Raw genomic sequence first — 17,598 nt, 5'->3', positions numbered from 1 at the left:
AGCGAACCATGATATTTTCGGGAATCGCGATCGTAGCCGCTTATTTGCTGGGCTCGGTCAGTTTCAGCGTATTATTCGCCAGATTGTTCAAGGGAATCGATATTCGTAACCACGGAAGCGGCAATGCCGGCGCGACGAATACGCTTCGGGTGCTTGGAAAAGGGCCCGCAATCCTGGTACTTGTGCTGGATATTTGCAAAGGCGTTCTCGCCGTGTGGCTGGGTCGCTGGTTGGCGCCCGATTACGATTGGACTCCGGCGCTTGCCGGGCTGGCAGCCGTAATCGGTCACAACTGGCCGCTGTATTTCCACTTCAAAGGCGGAAAGGGGATTGCGACTACCATTGGCATGTTGGCAACGCTTTGCTTCCTGCCTTCTTTGATCGCGGGCATTGTCGGCATCTTGGCGATCGTCTTCACCCGCTATGTTTCGCTGGGCTCGTTGTTGTTTGTGACGCTGACACCGGTTGTGCTGATTATATATAACGCTGCCGGCTGGCATGATTACGGAACCGCCGTGCTGATTGTCGGCATCGCGATCTGGGCACTTGCCGTTTGGCGGCATCGCGGCAATCTGGTCAAGCTGAAAAACGGAACAGAGAACAAGCTGGGCTCGAAGTCCGGCGGGAAGGAGCGCAGCCTTGGCTAAAAAAGTGTGCGTATTGGTAGCGGGAAGTTGGGGAACGGCTCTGGCTATGGTTTTGGCCGACAATGGCCATGACGTCCGGCTATGGGCGCGTAACGAAGAGCATGTGAAGGAGATTAACGAACGGCATGAAAACGCGCGTTTTTTGCCGGGTGTTCAGATTCCGAGCGGAGTTCGCGCCACAAGCGACATGGAAGAGGCCGTCAAGGACGCCGAAGCGGTTGTGATCGCTTCGCCGTCCAAGGCAATGCGCGAAGTCGTTCGTGCATTGAAGCCTTTTTGGCACGAAGATATGCTCTGCGTTCACGCTACGAAAGGAATGGAAGTCGGTACGTTGAAGCGGATGTCGACGGTTATCGCGGAGGAATTAGGCTGCGAAGAGTCGAAGATCGGCGTCATTTGCGGACCGAGCCATGCGGAAGAAGTTGCCAGACGGCTGCCTACAACGATTGCCGTGGCTTCATCCAATGAGGAAGAAGCTCAACGCGCGCAAAATTTGCTGATGAATGCTTATTTCCGCGTATATACGAACCGTGACGTGCTTGGAGCCGAGCTTGCAGGCGCCTTTAAAAACATTATCGCACTGGGTGCAGGGATGTCGGACGGCCTGGAAAACGGCGATAATGCAAAGGCTGCGCTGCTAACTCGGGGCTTGGCTGAAATTACGCGAATCGGCACGGAAATGGGAGCGAATCCGCTTACTTTTGCCGGACTGGCCGGGGTAGGCGACCTTGTTGTTACGGCGACAAGCAAGCATAGCCGGAACTGGCGGGCGGGCTATATGCTCGGACAAGGCAAGCCGCTTCAAGAAGTTCTCGATTCGATGGGAATGGTTGTCGAAGGCATTCGCACAACGGAGGCCGCTCATTTCATTTCTCGAAAATATAAGGTTCAAATGCCGATTGCGGAGCAGTTGTACCATGTTTTGTTTGAGGGACTCGATCCCAAAACGGCCGTCGAAGCCTTGATGGGGCGGGGACCGAAGACGGAGATGGAAATGATTTCTCAAGAGACCTGGGAGCAGTGGCATACGTAAGCGTGTTCTTTGACTTCCAGTTTCTTGCGGATGATGCCTTTGAAAAAAGGAGGAGCGAACATGCCCACTCAGAGTCATACCGTATCTTTTTCGCCGGACGGTAAAAACGTGCGCGTAAGATCGGGGACTACGCTGCTTGCTGCTGCAAGATCTGCGGGCGTACGGATTCCCGTGCGCTGCGAAGGACGAATGGGCTGCCTCATGTGCAAGGTCACGGTGGAATCGGAAAACGCCGGAGTTTTGCCTCCGGCTGAACCGGAACGTCGAAAATTGGGGGCCAGCCTGGAAGACGGAATCCGTCTGGCTTGCCAAGCCAAAGTCTGCGGAGACGTTTCGGTGCAGACACCGGAAGACCCTTTGAAACGAGCGATTCGCTTGCAGCTTGAACGGCAAAAAGAAGAGGAAGACGATTTTTGGCGTTGATGGGGTGTTGTTTTGCGGCATTCTGTTAAATCTGTTGCAGGGTAGACGAAACGCTTGAAATTATAAGGCTGGTGTATTACTATAGGTTTGTTGCCTACAGAACGCAGGTTCTGGGCAGTTTGAGAATTCCGGCTTTGTACCGCCTAGCGGTTTGCTTTGTGGCAAAACGGAAAGACCAAATACGCCTTATAGGCGGGCACTCGGACGAGTGCCGGGTATGATTGTAACAGGAGGTGAAACGCATGAACAAATCTGACCTGATCAGCCACGTTGCAGAAGCATCCGAGCTTGGTAAGAAAGAAGCAACCAAAGCGGTTGACGCTGTTTTCGAAGCCATTGCCACTGCTCTGCAAAACGGCGAGAAAGTACAGCTCGTTGGATTCGGTAACTTTGAAATTCGCGAACGTTCCGCCCGTAAAGGACGCAACCCGCAAACTGGCGAAGAGATCGAAATCCCGGCAAGCAAGATTCCTGCTTTCAAACCGGGCAAAGCCCTGAAAGACGGAATTAAATAAAATCTACATAATCCTTTCGGGATTTAAGATTTTGAACATCGAGGCTGCTTGCGGCTGAAGATGGGAGAAAGCCGTGAATACACATTCACGGCCTTTTTCTTTATTTACCGTTGAACACACAACGATACGCAAATAAATGATCTCACATACCATCAAGGAGGTAATATTATGGAGCAATCGGAAAAAGCGGATTACGTCGTCATCAAAGCCCATGAGAACGGCGTTCATGTAATCGGGCTGACAAGAGGACAAGACACGCGCTTTCATCACACGGAGAAACTGGACAAGGGCGAGGTGCTAATCGCGCAATTTACCGATCATACCTCTGCAATCAAGGTGCGCGGCAAGGCTACCGTCTTTACTAAACACGGGAATATCGAGACCGAATCCTAAGCACAACCTTGCCTTCATCTGCGGCAGAGTATTAGTTGTTTGAAGAAGCTTATGCTATAATAGAAAAGATTGTGACAAAATTAGCGTTGAACGTTGTAAAAAGTCGGAGGCCTGTTGATGAAACCTTACTGCGTACCGGAGAAAACCGAAAAATATGCCGGATATGATATGATCCGGAAGCATACGGCCATCCCGGCATTGCCGGACGCCCGGCTTCGACTTTTGCATGTTTTCCTTGAAGCTTCGGAATTTGCCGGCCGGAGCGAGGTCTATGGAACCGTCACCGCCTTGCTTCAGACGGGTCTGGATATCCATGACCGCGTAGCGCCGGGAGACGATAGCGAGGAAGAACAAGCAATGCGCACCCGGCAGCTCAAAGTGCTGGCAGGCGATTATTACAGCAGTCGCTTTTACGAGCTGCTGGCTGCGGCGGGCGAGGTCGAAATGATTGCCGAACTAAGTCGCGCAATCGCGGATGTGAACCGGAGAAAAATGGAGTTGTACCTGCGGATTCAGGGAGGAAAAGTTCCCGAACTACGTGAATATCTTGATGAGGTGGCCGGTATCAAGGTGCGCCTATTCGAGGGCTTTGACGGTTTGTTGAAAGGGGCTTTGTCGGCTCATTGGCAGACGTTGCTTAACCTTGTCGGCTTGTGCGAAGCGGCTGTAGAGGAATTGGCTGTTGCAAGCGGAACGGATCAGGATCTTATATCCTTCCGATCCGCTGGGCAGGCGTCAGACAAGGAAACAGCAGTCCATGCGGAATTAGCCCAATGGCTTGGGATGTTTGCGGAGCAACTGGAGAATGCAGTCGCGGAACTGCCATCCACCGTAAATCGTGAATTGTTAAATCCGCTGATTGAAAACTTCAAGGCTTCGGCAGAGTTGAAAGGAAAGGTGATCGGATAATGGCGGATTCGTCTAAACCGAAAGAGGAGCACGTTCACGACGTGTTCCAGAAGATCGCGCCGAATTACGATCGCATGAATAACATTATCAGCTTTAACCGCCATAAGGCGTGGCGCAAGTTCGCCATGCGAAAAATGGCCGTGTCGCCTGGGGACAGCGCGATCGATTTGTGCTGCGGGACGTGCGATTGGACGCTTAGTTTGGCAGAAGCCAGCAAAAGCGGGCCGATCACGGGACTTGATTTCAGCCAGGCCATGTTGGACGTTGGGCGACAAAAAATTGCGGTGGCTCCTTACGGCGATCAGATCAAGCTGATTCAGGGGAACGCGATGGAACTTCCGTTTGCCGATAATTCGTTCGATTATGCGACGATCGGTTTCGGTCTGCGCAACGTGCCTGACCTTGTTCAAGTACTGACAGAAATGCGTCGCGTGGTCAAACCGGGCGGAATGGTCGTATGCCTGGAAGTTTCCAAGCCCACGACCCAACCTTTCAAGGGTCTGTATTATTTTTATTTCGATCGCGTTTTGCCGGTATTCGGCAAAATCTTTGCTAAAAGCTATGAGCAATACAAGTGGCTGCCGGAATCGCTTAAGCCGTTTCCCGGACGCAAGGAATTGGCCCAAACATTTCGCGATGTCGGCCTGAAACAGGTCGAAGATTATCCGCTGACAGGCGGAGTCGCCGCGCTGCATATCGGAATTAAGGAGAAATAGCATGTTCGGGAAAATCCGTGTCTTTTTAGAAATGATCAAGATTGAACATACGTTATTCGCGCTTCCCTTTGCCTTTATGGGAATGCTGCTCGGCTCCGTGGTCATTAACGGACACCTGCCTTCTTGGGCGCAGGCCGGTTGGATTTTGCTGGCCATGATCGGGGCTAGAAGCGCGGCGATGGGCATGAACCGCTTGATCGACCGTTACATCGATGCCAAGAACCCGCGCACGGAAAAGCGCGCGATTCCGGCAGGTTTGCTGAAAACGAGCGAGGTTGCGATTTTTGTCGTTGTTTTCCTCGGTCTATTTCTGTGGGCAACATGGGAATTGTCAAGATTTGCATTGACGTTGTTCCCGATCGCTCTCGCGCTCATCTTGCTGTACTCGTATACGAAGCGCTTTACCTGGTTGTGCCATATCGTGCTCGGCGCAACGATCGCTTTGGCACCGCTCGGCGGTTGGGCGGCGGTAACGGACAGCTTCAGTTGGTCGTCGCTCGTTTTTTATATCGCCATCGCGTTCTGGACCGCCGGCTTCGACGTGATTTATGCTTGCGACGATATCGACTTTGATCGCAAAGAAGGCATTTATTCGATCCCGAGTCGGTTCGGCTTGGAAAAAGCATTGAAGATCGCTCAGGGCTTCCATATCGTAACGGCTATCGGTTTGATTTCGCTCGTTTTCATTACTCCGCTCGGCTGGTGGTACGCGGCAGGCGTCGTGATCGCTTGCTCGATCTTGTTCTACCAACACCGCATCGTGAAGCCGAGCGACTTGAGCCGCGTGCAAACTGCTTTTTTCACGATGAACAGTTGGCTTAGCAGTATCGTCTTTGTTTTCACATTGATCGATTTGGTGGTGAAATTTTGGTAAACGAACTCGTAGGCACCGGCAGGCACTGGGTATTGGGCATCACTGGTGCCAGCGGCAGCGTTTACGGCGTACGACTGGCGGAGGAACTGCTGGATTACGGTTTTACCGTGAATCTGGTGATTTCGAATGCCGGTTGGCGCGTACTTAAAGAAGAGATGGATTTTGACGCTTCGAGCCGGGAGTCAGAACTGGAACGTCGCTTCGGCGGGCGTTCAGGTCGCTTGATCTATCATCCGGTGGCGGATATTGGGGCGTCGATCGCCAGCGGTTCTTTTCGGGCCGAGGGAATGATCGTCGCCCCTTGTTCCATGGGTACGTTGTCGTCGATTGCTCATGGTTCGTCCGACAATCTGATGACCCGTGCGGCTGATGTCATGCTCAAAGAAAGTCGTCCGCTCGTCATTGTGCCGAGAGAGACGCCGTTGCACGCCATCCATTTGGAGAATATGCTGAAGCTGTCCAGGCTCGGAGTCAAAATGGTTCCGGCTATGCCGGCCTTTTACCAACGTCCGCGCACTTTGGAGGAAATCGTCGATTTCTTGGTCGGCAAGGTATTGGATACGGTTGGAATACCACATAATTTGTTTAAAAGATGGGGGGAAGAGTCGTGAGCGAGCCTTTGCGCTTGGGGCGCATTCTCTACACGAACGTTTGGCCGGTGTATCATTACTTTGATCCCTCTGCGCTCAGCTTTCCGGCGACGACGCGGATCGAAGTTCCGGCTGTCTTGAACCGACTGCTGCTGGATGGGGAATTGGACATGAGTCCGGTCTCCTCTTTTGCCTACGCGACAGCGTCAAACGACTTTTTGCTGCTGCCGGATTTGTCGGTGAGCGCGGACGGTCCGGTCCAGTCGATCCTCTGTTTTTCACGCAAGCCGTTTGCGGAGGCGGTTCACGGACGGATCGCGCTGACCAATACATCTGCAACCTCGGTCAATTTGTTTAAAGTTATCGCGGAAAAAGCGTATGAAGCCAAGCCTGAATATATAACATGCGAACCGGATCTGGAAGACATGTTGCGCCATGCGGATGTTGCATTATTGATCGGGGATCATGCCATCCGGGCCGATTGGGCAAATACCGATTACATCGTGACCGATCTCGGAGCAGAGTGGAAAAATTGGACCGGGAAAAGCATGACGTTTGCGGTCTGGACCGTTTCGAAAAAGGCTGCGGCACGCTATCCGAAGCAAATTGCCGAACTGGCTGCGGCGTTTGCTGTAAGCAAACAGCGCAGTGTGCAAGACGTAACGCCGGTCGCCGTCGAAGCGCAGAAGAAGCTCGGCGGTAAGCTGGAATACTGGCAGGGGTATTTTGCGAATCTGAATTACGACTTGACTCCGGAACGGTTGGAAGGCTTGAGCCTTTATTTCCGCTATGTTCGGGAGATGGGATTGCTGCCGCAAGAGGCGGAGATCGACATTTGGAGCGATAATACGCAGATACGGGTGAATGAATGAAACGAATGGAGATCTTCGGAACATTAAAAAAGGATATGGATGCCGTAGAACGTTCGCTGTACGCGAGCATCGAAGTCGAGAGCGAAGCATTGGGCGAAGCGGCCATGCACTTGCTCAAAGCCGGAGGCAAACGACTTCGCCCGGCTTTCGTCCTGCTGGGCGGAAAGTTCGGTACATATGAGCTGGATCGTTTGCAACGCATCGCCGTTCCGCTTGAGCTGATCCACATGGCATCGCTTGTGCATGATGACGTCATCGACAACGCGCAAACGCGCCGCGGCCAGTTGACGGTCAAAGCGAAATGGGACAATCGAATCGCCATGTACACGGGAGATTACATCTACGCAAAAGCACTGGAGATCGTAGCAGGCCTCGACGACCCCCGGATTCACCGCATTTTAGCCAAAGCGATGGTGGAAATGTCGATCGGGGAAATGGAGCAGATCCGCGACTTTTTCAACTCCGGCCAAAGCATCCGCCGCTACTTGCTGCGCATCCGCCGCAAAACGGCTTTGCTGATCGCCGTAAGCTGTCAACTCGGCGCGCTCGCCGCCGGCGCTTCGAACGAAGCCGCGCGCGAACTCTATAACTACGGCTACAACGTCGGCATGGCTTTTCAAATTCGGGACGACCTGCTCGACCTGTGCGGAACCGAAAAACAAATCGGGAAACCGCCGGGCAGCGATATCCGTCAAGGCAACATTACCATCCCGGTCTTGTATGCCCTTCAGGAACAGTCGCTGCGCGAACCGCTGCTGAATGAAATCAGCCGAATCCACGAAGCCAACGGCCGCACGGACGTAACCGCCGCCGTTGCCATGATCAGAAATAGCACGGGCATCGCCAAAGCCGAAGAGCTGGCCGACCGCTACACCCAAAAAGCGTTAGCCGCCCTCGACCGCCTGCCCGATATCCGCGCTAGACGCCATCTGCGTGATATCGCGCACTTCGTGTCCCGGCGCACCTATTAACACCCATTACCACCAAGCAAAAGGGGAATTCAAGAATTTATCCGGTTTGCAGAGAAGTATTGTTTGAGAACGAAGCCACCCAGCGGAGAGAGAAATTCAGTGAAAAACGCCTTTGAACTCGGAAAGCATCCTACTTGATTTACTTCCAGCTTTCCGAGTGAAACAGCGTTTTGAACGAATTTCTCTCGTAGCGGTTCTGCTTCTTTTTCAAACAGGAACTTCTCCAAAACCCGGACAAATTCCAATGAATCTCCCTTTTTTCGCATATTAAGCAGGATTATCGCACCAAAACGTATAACTCTATTAAAAAGCAAGCGTCTTAGCCGATAATAAATCATAGCCGAAAGTGGGAGATTACCGATGGAACGCACTTTTTTGATGGTCAAACCCGATGGAGTACAACGTGGACTGGTTGGACGAATCGTCAGCCGATTTGAAGATAAAGGATTCAAGTTGGTTGCCGGGAAATTTATGCAAATCTCGGAAGAACAGGCCAAACGCCATTATGCGGAGCATGAAGGCAAGCCGTTTTTCGGGGAACTGGTTGAATTTATCACGTCCGGTCCGGTATTCGCGATGGTATGGGAAGGCGACGACGTGATCGCGCTGTCCCGAATCGTCATGGGCAAGACCAAAGTGACGGAAGCACTGCCGGGAACGATTCGCGGAGATTTTGCGGCACATACGCCGTTCAATCTGATTCACGGATCGGATGGCCCGGAAAGCGCGGCTCGGGAGATCGCTAATTTCTTCACCGAAGCGGAACAGCTTGATTACGACAAGGCGGTGGCAAGGTGGATCTAATCAGAGGAGCAGGACGCGAAGAAGCATCGGCACCGGGCAGCGACCCGGACTACACGGGGTTTATCAAAAGCGTAAACGCAAGTACGGGAATTGACCTGTCTCAATACAAAGAAGCACAGATGAAGCGTCGGTTGACGACATTGCGCAGTAAGCATGGCTACAATACGTTTGCGGAGTTTTTTGAAGCGATGAAGAAGGACAAGAACCTGTTCTTCGAGTTCCTGGATCGGATGACGATCAACGTCTCCGAATTCTGGCGTAACCCGAACCGTTGGGAAGTGCTGCGCGACACGATTATTCCGGAGCTTCGCGCAGGCGGCAAAAAAGGTCTTAAAGTATGGAGCGCAGCTTGTTCGACAGGCGAAGAACCGTACACGCTGGCGATGATTCTGGACGGTCACGGCATTCTTGGCGATTCCAAGCTGAATGCGGCCGATTTGGACGAAGGCGCGTTGGCGAAAGCCAAGCAAGGACAATATCTGGAGCGTTCGCTGAAAGACGTCCCTCCGAAGGTGGCCGAAAAGTACTTTAAAGCCGAAGGCCTGATGTACAAAGTAGACGATAAGCTGAAACGCGCCGTCAACTTCCACAAGCTCAATCTGCTAACGGACAAGTTCGACGACGGTTACGATCTGATCGTTTGCCGCAATGTCATGATCTACTTCACGGAAGAAGCAAAGTCGGCATTGTATCACAAATTTTCGGCAAGCTTGCGTAAAGGCGGCGTATTGTTCGTGGGCAGCACCGAGCAGATTTTCTCTCCGGGGCAATACGGACTTGAGCCGTGCGACACCTTCTTCTACAAAAAACTTTAAAGGGATATTTTTAAAAAATGTCCCGCAAAGCCGTCGTGCCCGCTAGCTAGCGGGCACGACGGCTTTTTGTCGTTCAAAAGAACAGCTGACGCAAAATGTAAAGGCGGCTTGGACAAGTAGCAGGCAGGTGTTATAATGGGCAAAGACATTTACGGATTTTAGCCGTTTACAGTTTAAAAGTTTAAAGGGGGAACGCATCATGAGTTTACGTTACTTGACCGCGGGGGAGACCCACGGACCGCAGTTGACCGCGATCGTAGAGGGGATGCCGAGTAATCTGCGTATCGATTTTGAAGCTTTGAACTTCCAACTGCTGCGCAGACAAAAAGGATACGGCCGCGGCCGGCGCATGCAGATCGAACGGGATACGGCGGATATCGCGGGCGGCGTTCGCCACGGGCAAACGACCGGCGCGCCGATCGCGCTGATCGTTGCCAACAACGACTGGAAACATTGGACCAAAATCATGAACATCGAGCCGATCGAAGGCACGGATGAAGAGAAGCGCCGCGTACACCGCCCGCGCCCCGGTCATGCCGACCTTAACGGCGGATTGAAATACGATCTCAAGGATCTTCGCAACGTACTGGAACGCTCCAGTGCCCGCGAGACGGCGGTTCGCGTCGCTGTCGGCGCTCTTGCCCGCCAGCTTCTTGAAGCGTTCGGCATTCGCATCGGCGGCCAGGTGCTGCGGATCGGCGAGATCGAAGCTCCGGTTAACAACCTGCCTTTGGACGAGCTGGTCGAACGTACGGAAGCCTCTTCGGTGCGCGTCGTGGACGAAGAAACCGAGAAGAAGATGGAAGCTTACATCGACTTGATCAAAAAAGAAGGCGACTCCGTAGGCGGCGTGGTGCAATGTATCGTCGAAGGTCTGCCTGTAGGTCTGGGCAGCCACGTGCAGTACGACCGCAAGCTTGACGGACGCATCGCGCAAGCGGTGATGTCGATCAATGCTTTCAAAGGCGTCGAGATCGGCATCGGCTTCGAAGCCGGTCAGCTTCGCGGCTCGCAGGTCCACGACGAAATTTTGTACAACGAAGAAACGGGCTACACCCGCGCTACTAACCGCCTCGGCGGCTTCGAAGGCGGTATGACTAACGGTATGCCGATCGTCGTGCGCGGCGTGATGAAGCCGATCCCTACCCTGTACAAACCGCTGCGCAGCGTGGACATCGACACTCGCGAACCGTTCAACGCGCAGGTGGAACGTTCCGATGCTTGTGCCGTGCCGGCAGCAAGCGTCGTAATGGAGAGCGTTGTCGCTTGGGAAGTGGCCAAAGCATTCCTGGAGAAATTCGGCGGCGACTCCATGGAGGAGATCAAAGCCAACTACGACAACTATAAGCGTCAATTGGAGAACTACTAATATGGGTACGGCGACGACAACGCTAACTGTTGAATTGGGCGAGCGTTCGTATCCGATCGTGATCGGCGGCGGATTGCTGGATCGTGCGGCGGAGTATCTACGCGAAGCTGGCGTACCCGATAAAAGTCCGCTGATGATCGTGACCGACGACAACGTGGCTCCTCTTTATCTGAAGAAGCTGGAGTCTGCTTTGGAAAACGGCGGTTATCGCGTCGTCAGTGCGATCGTTCCGGCGGGTGAGGCAACCAAATCGCTGTCCGTCTACAACGATCTGATTACGCAGGCAATCGAGGCAGGATTAGACCGTTCTTCGGCCGTTCTGGCACTCGGCGGCGGCGTGGTCGGCGACTTGGCCGGTTATGTGGCGGGCACATATATGCGCGGCATTCGCTTTATTCAGGTGCCGACGACCATTTTGGCGCATGACAGCAGCGTAGGCGGCAAGGTAGCGGTTAACCATCCCCTTGCCAAAAATATGATCGGCGTATTCCATCAGCCGGAATTAGTGCTTTATGATGTTGATACGCTGTCCACTTTGCCGATCCGAGAAGTGCGCGCGGGCCTTGCGGAGATGGTCAAGCACGGACTGATTTGGGACCGGCAGTTCGCCGAATGGTGCCACGACAATGCGCCTCGCCTGCTGGCACTCGATTCGGAAGCTTTGATTTACGGGTTGGAAAAAGGCTGCGCGATCAAAGCGCAGATCGTGTCGCGGGATGAACGGGAAAACGACCTGCGGGCGATCCTGAATCTCGGACATACGCTGGGCCACGCGATTGAAGCCGTAGCGGGATACGGACGCTTCCTGCACGGCGAAGCGATCGCGGTCGGAATGGTCGCCGCAGCTCTGTTGGGCGAAGAACGCGGCGGGGAAACCGGACTGTACGGCGAGACGATGTTAATGCTGCGAGCGCTTGAACTTCCGGTTACGCTGCCGGACGACATGGATACGGAAGCGCTCATGTCCGCCATGCAGCGCGACAAGAAGTTCAGGGAAGGCAAAATGGTGTATATCGTGCCGACCGAGATCGGCCGCGTGGAAATCGCGGACGACGTTGAAGCGGACGCTGTTCGGGATATCATCGAACGGTTGAAGGAAAAGGAGGAATCATCGTGATCTACAATCGAGGCATTCGCGGAGCGACGACCGTCGAACATAACGATCGTGACGAAATTTACGCCGCGACCGAAGCATTGGTTGCGGAGATGATCGAGCGAAACGCAATCGATCCGGAGACGGTCAGCAATGTCTGGATCACCGTCACGCACGATCTGGATGCCGCTTTTCCGGCGGTGGCAGTGCGTAAACGCGCAGGCTGGGATTTTGTTCCCCTCATGTGTGCGTTGGAAGTTCCTGTCGAAGGCAGCTTGCCGCGCTGTATCCGACTGATGATTCAGGTGAACACGGAGAAGAGCCAGCGCGACATTCGGCATGTGTATCAACAGGGAGCTACCGTGCTGCGTCCGGATCTTGCCGGTCAAAAGTAAAGGTTTAAAGCCGGATTAGGCAGGCACGCTTGCTATCCGATTGATGATCGGGTATAGTAGGGAACAACATGAAGGATTCACATGACCGCGCCGAAAACAGGAGTGTTTTTGGGTGGGCATGCAGAATCGTGAGGTCCATAGGGACCGATGCGGCATAAGCCGCAAGACAGAGCAGAGTCAGGCTGAGCAGAGTTAGCGTATAGGCAAGGAATTCGAAGGCTGGGGCCGCGGATTTTTTTGAGCTATGCATCAACGAATGCGATCCGTCGGAGTCCGAACCCGGTATGCTGCCAAGCGGCAGTTCCCTTGTTCGCACCGAAGACCTCTGCTGCGAAGCGGAGGTCTTTTTTATAACTTCTTCGCGGCGAGGGAAGCGGGATTCCGGGGAAGGCCCTTAGGTACTCAAGCTCAATCCAACTTGAAGGAGAGAACCTGATATGCAACCATCCTCGCAGATCTATACAACAAACTCGATCCAGTCTACGTTCAGTGTCAAGGACGCGCTGGCATTGGTTTCCGAAGAAATCTCGCTTAGCCGGGAGCAGGCAAGGGCCGCCATGGAAGGGATCATGACCGGAGCCGCAACGCCGGCACAGATCGGGGGATTCCTGCTGGCTTTGCGGATGAAAGGCGAAACGGTTGAGGAAATTACCGGATTTGCCGAAACCATGAGAAGCTTTGCGGGAACAGTCGGAACTGCGCGCGAGCATCTGCTGGATACATGCGGCACTGGAGGCTCCGGCATTCATAAATTCAATATCTCGACGGCATCGGCTTTGATCGCCGCATCGGCTTCCGTCCGCGTCGCCAAACACGGCAATCGTTCCGCAAGCGGGCGCGCCGGCAGCGCGGATGTGCTGGAAGCACTCGGCGTCAATATCGGAATTAACGGTACTCAAGCGGCCGAATGTTTGGATCGGATCGGTATTTGCTTTTTGTTCGCTCAGACGTATCATCCTTCCATGAAGCATGCCGCTGCTCCTCGCCGGGAGTTGGGCGTACGTACCGTGTTCAACCTGCTGGGACCGCTGACTAATCCGGCAGGCGCAGATCGGCAATTGCTCGGATTGTACGACGCGAGCCGAACCGGGCAAATTGCTTCCGTACTCGGCAACCTTGGCGCAAAGCGCGCGATGGTCGTGGCCGGACTGGACGGATTGGACGAAATCAGCGTTTCCGGCCCGACTCGGGTATCGGAATTGAAAAACGGCGCTGTGCACACATACGAGATCACGCCTGAAGAACTGGGACTTGAACGCCATTCGCTTGAGAGCATCCTTGGCGGAGATGCTGCGGATAATGCACGTATCGTCCGCGGCGTGCTGTCGGGCGAACGCGGGGCACGGCGCGACATCGTACTGGCAAACGCCGGAGCCTGCATCTACACAGCCGGGGCCGCGCAGGATTTGGCAGAAGGCGTACGCAAGGCGGCAGACATCGTGGACTCGGGGCAGGCCCTCAGCAAGTTGGAACAGCTTATCCAGACAACGGAGGAATGCGGATATGTATCTTGATCGAATCGTAGACACTAAAAAAAGCGAAGTGCAACGTTTAAAAGAAACACTGGATATTTCAGAGGCCAAGCAACGTATTGCGGCGATGCCGCCGACACGTGGATTCGAAACTGCGCTGCGCAGCCCGAAACGGACCGGAATGGCATTGATTGCCGAAGTGAAAAAAGCTTCGCCGTCCAAAGGATTGATTCGGGAAGACTTTAATCCGGTCGAACTGGCTCAAGCCTATGAAGCTGCGGGTGCGGATTGCTTGTCTATACTGACCGATGTCGATTATTTTCAGGGCAGCGCAGCATATTTGACGCAAATTCGCGAAGCCGTCAAGCTGCCGCTGCTGCGCAAAGATTTCGTGATCGACGAATTGCAAATTTACGAGGCGCGTCTGATCGGAGCTGACGCTGTATTGTTGATTGCGGCGATTCTGCCGACAGAGCGTTTGCGCGAACTAAAGGCAACGGCCGAGTCCATCGGGTTGGATACGCTGATCGAAGTCCATAACGCCGAAGAGTTGGAGCGGGTGTTGGAAGTGACGGATCGAGGGTTGATCGGAGTGAATAATCGCAATCTGCATACGTTCGAGACCAGCTTGACCGTGACCGCAGAACTCGCGGCTTCCATTCCCGATCAAGCGCTGCTCATTAGCGAAAGCGCAATTCGTACAGCAGAAGATATCGCTTATGTCGGTTCCAACGGCGCTAAGGGAGTGCTGATCGGTGAGACGTTTATGCGGCGTCCTGATATCGGCGAAGCCGTGACCGAAGTGATGGGAGTTCCGTCTTCGCCGATCGATAACGGAGCGGCGCGATGACCGATCAAGAAAACAAGCGTCCCCAAATCAAAATTTGCGGGATACGAACACCGGAAGCGTTGAAAAAAGCGGCTGAATTGCAGGTCGATTATATCGGCCTAGTATTTGCTCCCAGCAAGCGGCAGGTGAATATGCAGCAAGCGGCTGAACTGATTCAAGAGCTGCATGCTTGGCATGAATCGTTTGAAGCGCAAGCCGATACAACGTTTCGTCCTCGCGTCGCGGGCGTGTTCGTCAATCCGACTCTGGAAGAGCTTCAACAGATATTATCGAACGTTCGCCTGGATGTGATCCAGTTGCACGGACAAGAAAGTCCGGAGCTGTGCAAACAAGCGCGAGACCGATTCGGCATTCCCGTATTCAAAGCCGTGCCGATCGGCGGGGACGATCGCGAAGAGAGTCATTCCGAACGAGCGGAACGCATCGCTGCCGACTACGCGGGCACGGTCGACGTGCTGCTCATCGATACCCATGACCCGCTGTACGGAGGCGGCTCGGGTCGGACGTTCAATTGGGAGATCATTCCGCTGTATCGAAGCGCCGCGCGGCGAAATGGTTTACAATTATTCGTAGCCGGCGGATTGGCGCCGGAAAACGTGCAACAGCTTATTGCAGACTACAAACCGGACGGCATCGATGTTTCCAGCGGTGTCGAGACGGACGGACATAAAGATCTTGAGAAAATGACTACATTCGTAGAGAGGGCGGTTTGATCATGATTCAACAAGTACCGGATGCAAAAGGACGTTATGGTGATTTTGGAGGGCGTTTCGTGCCCGAGACGTTGATGAATGCTTTAATTGAACTCGAAGAATCCTATCTGAAATACTCGGCCGACGAGGACTTCAATGCCGAGTTGAACGAGCTGTTGAAGCAGTATTCGGGACGCGAGACACCGCTGTACTACGCCAAGCGTCTCACGGAACATTTCGGCGGCGCGAAGATTTATCTCAAGAGGGAAGACCTGAACCATACCGGTGCGCACAAAATTAATAACGCGCTGGGACAAGGCCTGCTTGCGGTACGCATGGGGAAAAAGAAAGTCATTGCCGAAACAGGCGCAGGCCAACACGGCGTAGCAACAGCGACCGTAGCGGCATTGTTCGGCCTGGAATGCAAAGTATTCATGGGCGAAGAAGACATGCAGCGTCAGCAGTTGAACGTGTTCCGCATGCGGCTGCTCGGCGCGGAAGTCGTACCGGTCGTATCGGGAACGAAGACGCTGAAAGACGCAGGAAACGAAGCGCTGCGCTACTGGGTCAGCCATGTGAGCGATACCTTTTACATTTTGGGTTCGGCTGTCGGTCCGCATCCGTACCCGCTGATCGTGCGTAACTTCCAACGCGTCATCGGAGACGAAACCCGGCGCCAAATTCTCGAAAGCGAAGGTCGCCTCCCTGATACGATCGTGGCGGCAGTCGGCGGAGGGAGTAACGCAATAGGCATGTTTTATCCGTTCGTTCGCGATCAGGAAGTCGAATTCGTCGGCGTCGAAGCCGCAGGCAAAGGCATCGATACTCCGCTGCATGCGGCTACGATGACATTGGGCACGAAAGGCGTGTTCCAGGGGTCGATGAGCTATCTGCTGCAAGACGATTACGGTCAGGTTCAGCCTGCGCATTCGATCTCGGCGGGACTCGATTACCCGGGCGTGGGACCGGAGCATTCCTATCTGAAAGATACCGGACGCGCGAAATACGTACCGATTACCGACGACGAAGCACTGGACGCACTGAAGCTTCTGTGCCGGACAGAAGGGATCATCCCGGCGCTGGAATCGGCTCATGCACTGGCGCAAGCAGGCAAAATCGCGCCGGAGTTGGGCAAAGACAAACTGCTGATCGTGTGTCTGTCCGGTCGCGGCGATAAGGACGTCGAATCGATCATGGCTTATGAAAACGAAGGAGGGAACGCGCAATGAACATCCAATCGAATGCCGTACGTCGGATCATGATGCATCCAGCGGCCGAAGGAGGACTGTCGACAAGCGCTTCGTTCGCGGCTCCGGGCGATGCGCGTCCCAACCTGATCGGTGAAACGTTCCGTCGCATCGGCGAGCAGGGCGGTACGGCGCTGATTCCTTTTCTCACGGTAGGCGATCCCGACATCGAGACCACGCTTGAGATCATTGAGCGCCTGGAAGACGCGGGAGCGGATATTCTGGAGTTAGGCGTTCCCTACTCCGATCCGCTTGCGGACGGACCGGTCATTCAGCGGGCTTCTTCTCGAGCGTTGCAGCAGTTGATTACCGTGCGCACTTGTCTGGATGTCGCCAAAAAGTCGAGAGAGCGCGGCGTGAAAATGCCGTTCGTGCTATTCACCTACTATAATCCCGTGCTGCAAATGGGATTGAACGAATTTTTTGATCAGGCTTCCGCGCACGGCATCAGCGGCCTGATCATTCCGGACGTTCCTTACGAAGAATCGGGCGAATTGCTGGAACGGGCGGATCAAGCCGGAATTGCTTTGATCCCGCTGGTTGCGCCGACGTCCAGCGAGCGTATCGAGCGTATCCTGAACAATGGCCGCGGCTTCGTGTATTGCGTCTCCTCGCTCGGTGTTACCGGAGAGAGGGCTTCGTTCCACGAGGGTGTGGATGCCTTTATCCGCGACGTGAAAACCCGCACGGAATTACCGGTGGCGGTCGGATTCGGCATCTCCAGCCGGGAGCAGGTCGAGCGGTTCTCGGAGCTGTGCGACGGCGTTGTCGTAGGCAGCGCGATCGTTCGCACGATCGAATCGTTGATCCCCGATCTGATGAATGCGGACAAGCGCGAAGATGCACTCTTGCAAATTCGCAAATTTGTGGCAGAATTAAAGGTATAATTGCGCAAGTCGAAATCAAGGAACGAAGCGA

Annotated in this window: 21 protein-coding genes; all 21 read left to right on the top strand. The window is 54.1% G+C overall.

Going from position 1 to position 17,598, the window contains the following annotated elements; all coding sequences use genetic code 11:
- Positions 1–8: 8 nt before the first annotated feature.
- A complete protein-coding gene (gene plsY, locus SACSAC_RS18955; RefSeq protein ID WP_037289278.1) occupies positions 9–647 on the top strand; it encodes a glycerol-3-phosphate 1-O-acyltransferase PlsY in 639 nt (212 codons plus the stop codon).
- Entirely contained in the window at positions 640–1,680 is a 1,041-nt protein-coding gene (locus SACSAC_RS18950; protein WP_037289276.1) for an NAD(P)H-dependent glycerol-3-phosphate dehydrogenase, read from the top strand. The genes plsY and SACSAC_RS18950 overlap by 8 nt, the downstream gene beginning before the upstream one ends.
- A gap of 60 nt (positions 1,681–1,740) precedes the next feature.
- A complete protein-coding gene (locus tag SACSAC_RS18945; RefSeq protein ID WP_037289274.1) occupies positions 1,741–2,103 on the top strand; it encodes a 2Fe-2S iron-sulfur cluster-binding protein in 363 nt (120 codons plus the stop codon).
- 242 nt (positions 2,104–2,345) lie between these two features.
- On the top strand, positions 2,346–2,618 hold the full coding sequence (locus tag SACSAC_RS18940; RefSeq protein ID WP_037289272.1) for an HU family DNA-binding protein: 273 nt from the start codon (positions 2,346–2,348) through the stop codon (positions 2,616–2,618).
- 168 nt (positions 2,619–2,786) lie between these two features.
- Positions 2,787–3,011 carry a trp RNA-binding attenuation protein MtrB gene (mtrB, locus tag SACSAC_RS18935; protein ID WP_037289270.1) on the top strand — a complete coding sequence of 75 codons (225 nt, stop codon included), beginning with the start codon at positions 2,787–2,789 and terminating at the stop codon, positions 3,009–3,011.
- A 117-nt stretch (positions 3,012–3,128) separates the two neighbouring features.
- On the top strand, positions 3,129–3,920 hold the full coding sequence (locus SACSAC_RS18930; protein ID WP_051507256.1) for a heptaprenyl diphosphate synthase component 1: 792 nt from the start codon (positions 3,129–3,131) through the stop codon (positions 3,918–3,920).
- On the top strand, positions 3,920–4,636 hold the full coding sequence (locus SACSAC_RS18925; protein WP_037289268.1) for a demethylmenaquinone methyltransferase: 717 nt from the start codon (positions 3,920–3,922) through the stop codon (positions 4,634–4,636). The genes SACSAC_RS18930 and SACSAC_RS18925 overlap by 1 nt, the downstream gene beginning before the upstream one ends.
- A 1-nt stretch (position 4,637) precedes the next feature.
- Positions 4,638–5,510 (top strand): UbiA-like polyprenyltransferase, encoded by an 873-nt coding sequence (locus tag SACSAC_RS18920; protein ID WP_037289266.1) that lies wholly within the window; start codon positions 4,638–4,640, stop codon positions 5,508–5,510.
- Positions 5,504–6,121 carry a UbiX family flavin prenyltransferase gene (locus SACSAC_RS18915; protein WP_037289263.1) on the top strand — a complete coding sequence of 206 codons (618 nt, stop codon included), beginning with the start codon at positions 5,504–5,506 and terminating at the stop codon, positions 6,119–6,121. Before SACSAC_RS18920 ends, SACSAC_RS18915 begins: the two co-directional genes overlap by 7 nt.
- Positions 6,118–6,972, top strand: coding sequence for a menaquinone biosynthetic enzyme MqnA/MqnD family protein (locus SACSAC_RS18910; protein ID WP_425414821.1), 855 nt, complete (start codon positions 6,118–6,120; stop codon positions 6,970–6,972). The genes SACSAC_RS18915 and SACSAC_RS18910 overlap by 4 nt, the downstream gene beginning before the upstream one ends.
- The gene (locus SACSAC_RS18905; RefSeq protein WP_037289259.1) at positions 6,969–7,943 is read left to right on the top strand and encodes a polyprenyl synthetase family protein; all 975 of its coding nucleotides are present in this window, start codon (positions 6,969–6,971) and stop codon (positions 7,941–7,943) included. Before SACSAC_RS18910 ends, SACSAC_RS18905 begins: the two co-directional genes overlap by 4 nt.
- A 360-nt stretch (positions 7,944–8,303) precedes the next feature.
- Positions 8,304–8,747, top strand: coding sequence for a nucleoside-diphosphate kinase (gene ndk, locus SACSAC_RS18895; protein ID WP_037289254.1), 444 nt, complete (start codon positions 8,304–8,306; stop codon positions 8,745–8,747).
- Positions 8,738–9,562 (top strand): CheR family methyltransferase, encoded by an 825-nt coding sequence (locus SACSAC_RS18890; RefSeq protein ID WP_037289252.1) that lies wholly within the window; start codon positions 8,738–8,740, stop codon positions 9,560–9,562. Before ndk ends, SACSAC_RS18890 begins: the two co-directional genes overlap by 10 nt.
- Before the next feature lie 199 nt (positions 9,563–9,761).
- Complete coding sequence (aroC, locus tag SACSAC_RS18885; RefSeq protein WP_037289250.1) at positions 9,762–10,931, top strand: chorismate synthase; 1,170 nt, start codon at positions 9,762–9,764, stop codon at positions 10,929–10,931.
- A 1-nt stretch (position 10,932) separates the two neighbouring features.
- Positions 10,933–12,048 carry a 3-dehydroquinate synthase gene (aroB, locus tag SACSAC_RS18880; protein WP_037289248.1) on the top strand — a complete coding sequence of 372 codons (1,116 nt, stop codon included), beginning with the start codon at positions 10,933–10,935 and terminating at the stop codon, positions 12,046–12,048.
- A complete protein-coding gene (gene aroH / locus SACSAC_RS18875; protein WP_037293248.1) occupies positions 12,048–12,419 on the top strand; it encodes a chorismate mutase in 372 nt (123 codons plus the stop codon). Before aroB ends, aroH begins: the two co-directional genes overlap by 1 nt.
- 437 nt (positions 12,420–12,856) lie before the next feature.
- Complete coding sequence (gene trpD, locus SACSAC_RS18870) at positions 12,857–13,933, top strand: anthranilate phosphoribosyltransferase (protein WP_051507255.1); 1,077 nt, start codon at positions 12,857–12,859, stop codon at positions 13,931–13,933.
- A complete protein-coding gene (gene trpC / locus SACSAC_RS18865; RefSeq protein ID WP_037289245.1) occupies positions 13,923–14,741 on the top strand; it encodes an indole-3-glycerol phosphate synthase TrpC in 819 nt (272 codons plus the stop codon). The genes trpD and trpC overlap by 11 nt, the downstream gene beginning before the upstream one ends.
- Complete coding sequence (locus SACSAC_RS18860) at positions 14,738–15,454, top strand: phosphoribosylanthranilate isomerase (RefSeq protein WP_037289243.1); 717 nt, start codon at positions 14,738–14,740, stop codon at positions 15,452–15,454. Before trpC ends, SACSAC_RS18860 begins: the two co-directional genes overlap by 4 nt.
- A 5-nt stretch (positions 15,455–15,459) precedes the next feature.
- Entirely contained in the window at positions 15,460–16,662 is a 1,203-nt protein-coding gene (gene trpB / locus SACSAC_RS18855; protein ID WP_037293243.1) for a tryptophan synthase subunit beta, read from the top strand.
- Positions 16,659–17,567 carry a tryptophan synthase subunit alpha gene (gene trpA / locus SACSAC_RS18850; protein WP_245608665.1) on the top strand — a complete coding sequence of 303 codons (909 nt, stop codon included), beginning with the start codon at positions 16,659–16,661 and terminating at the stop codon, positions 17,565–17,567. The genes trpB and trpA overlap by 4 nt, the downstream gene beginning before the upstream one ends.
- Positions 17,568–17,598: the final 31 nt, after the last annotated feature.

It is taken from the genome of Saccharibacillus sacchari DSM 19268, assembly GCF_000585395.1.
Lineage (GTDB): Bacteria > Bacillota > Bacilli > Paenibacillales > Paenibacillaceae > Saccharibacillus > Saccharibacillus sacchari.
This window is presented reverse-complemented; position numbering and strand designations above follow the sequence as displayed.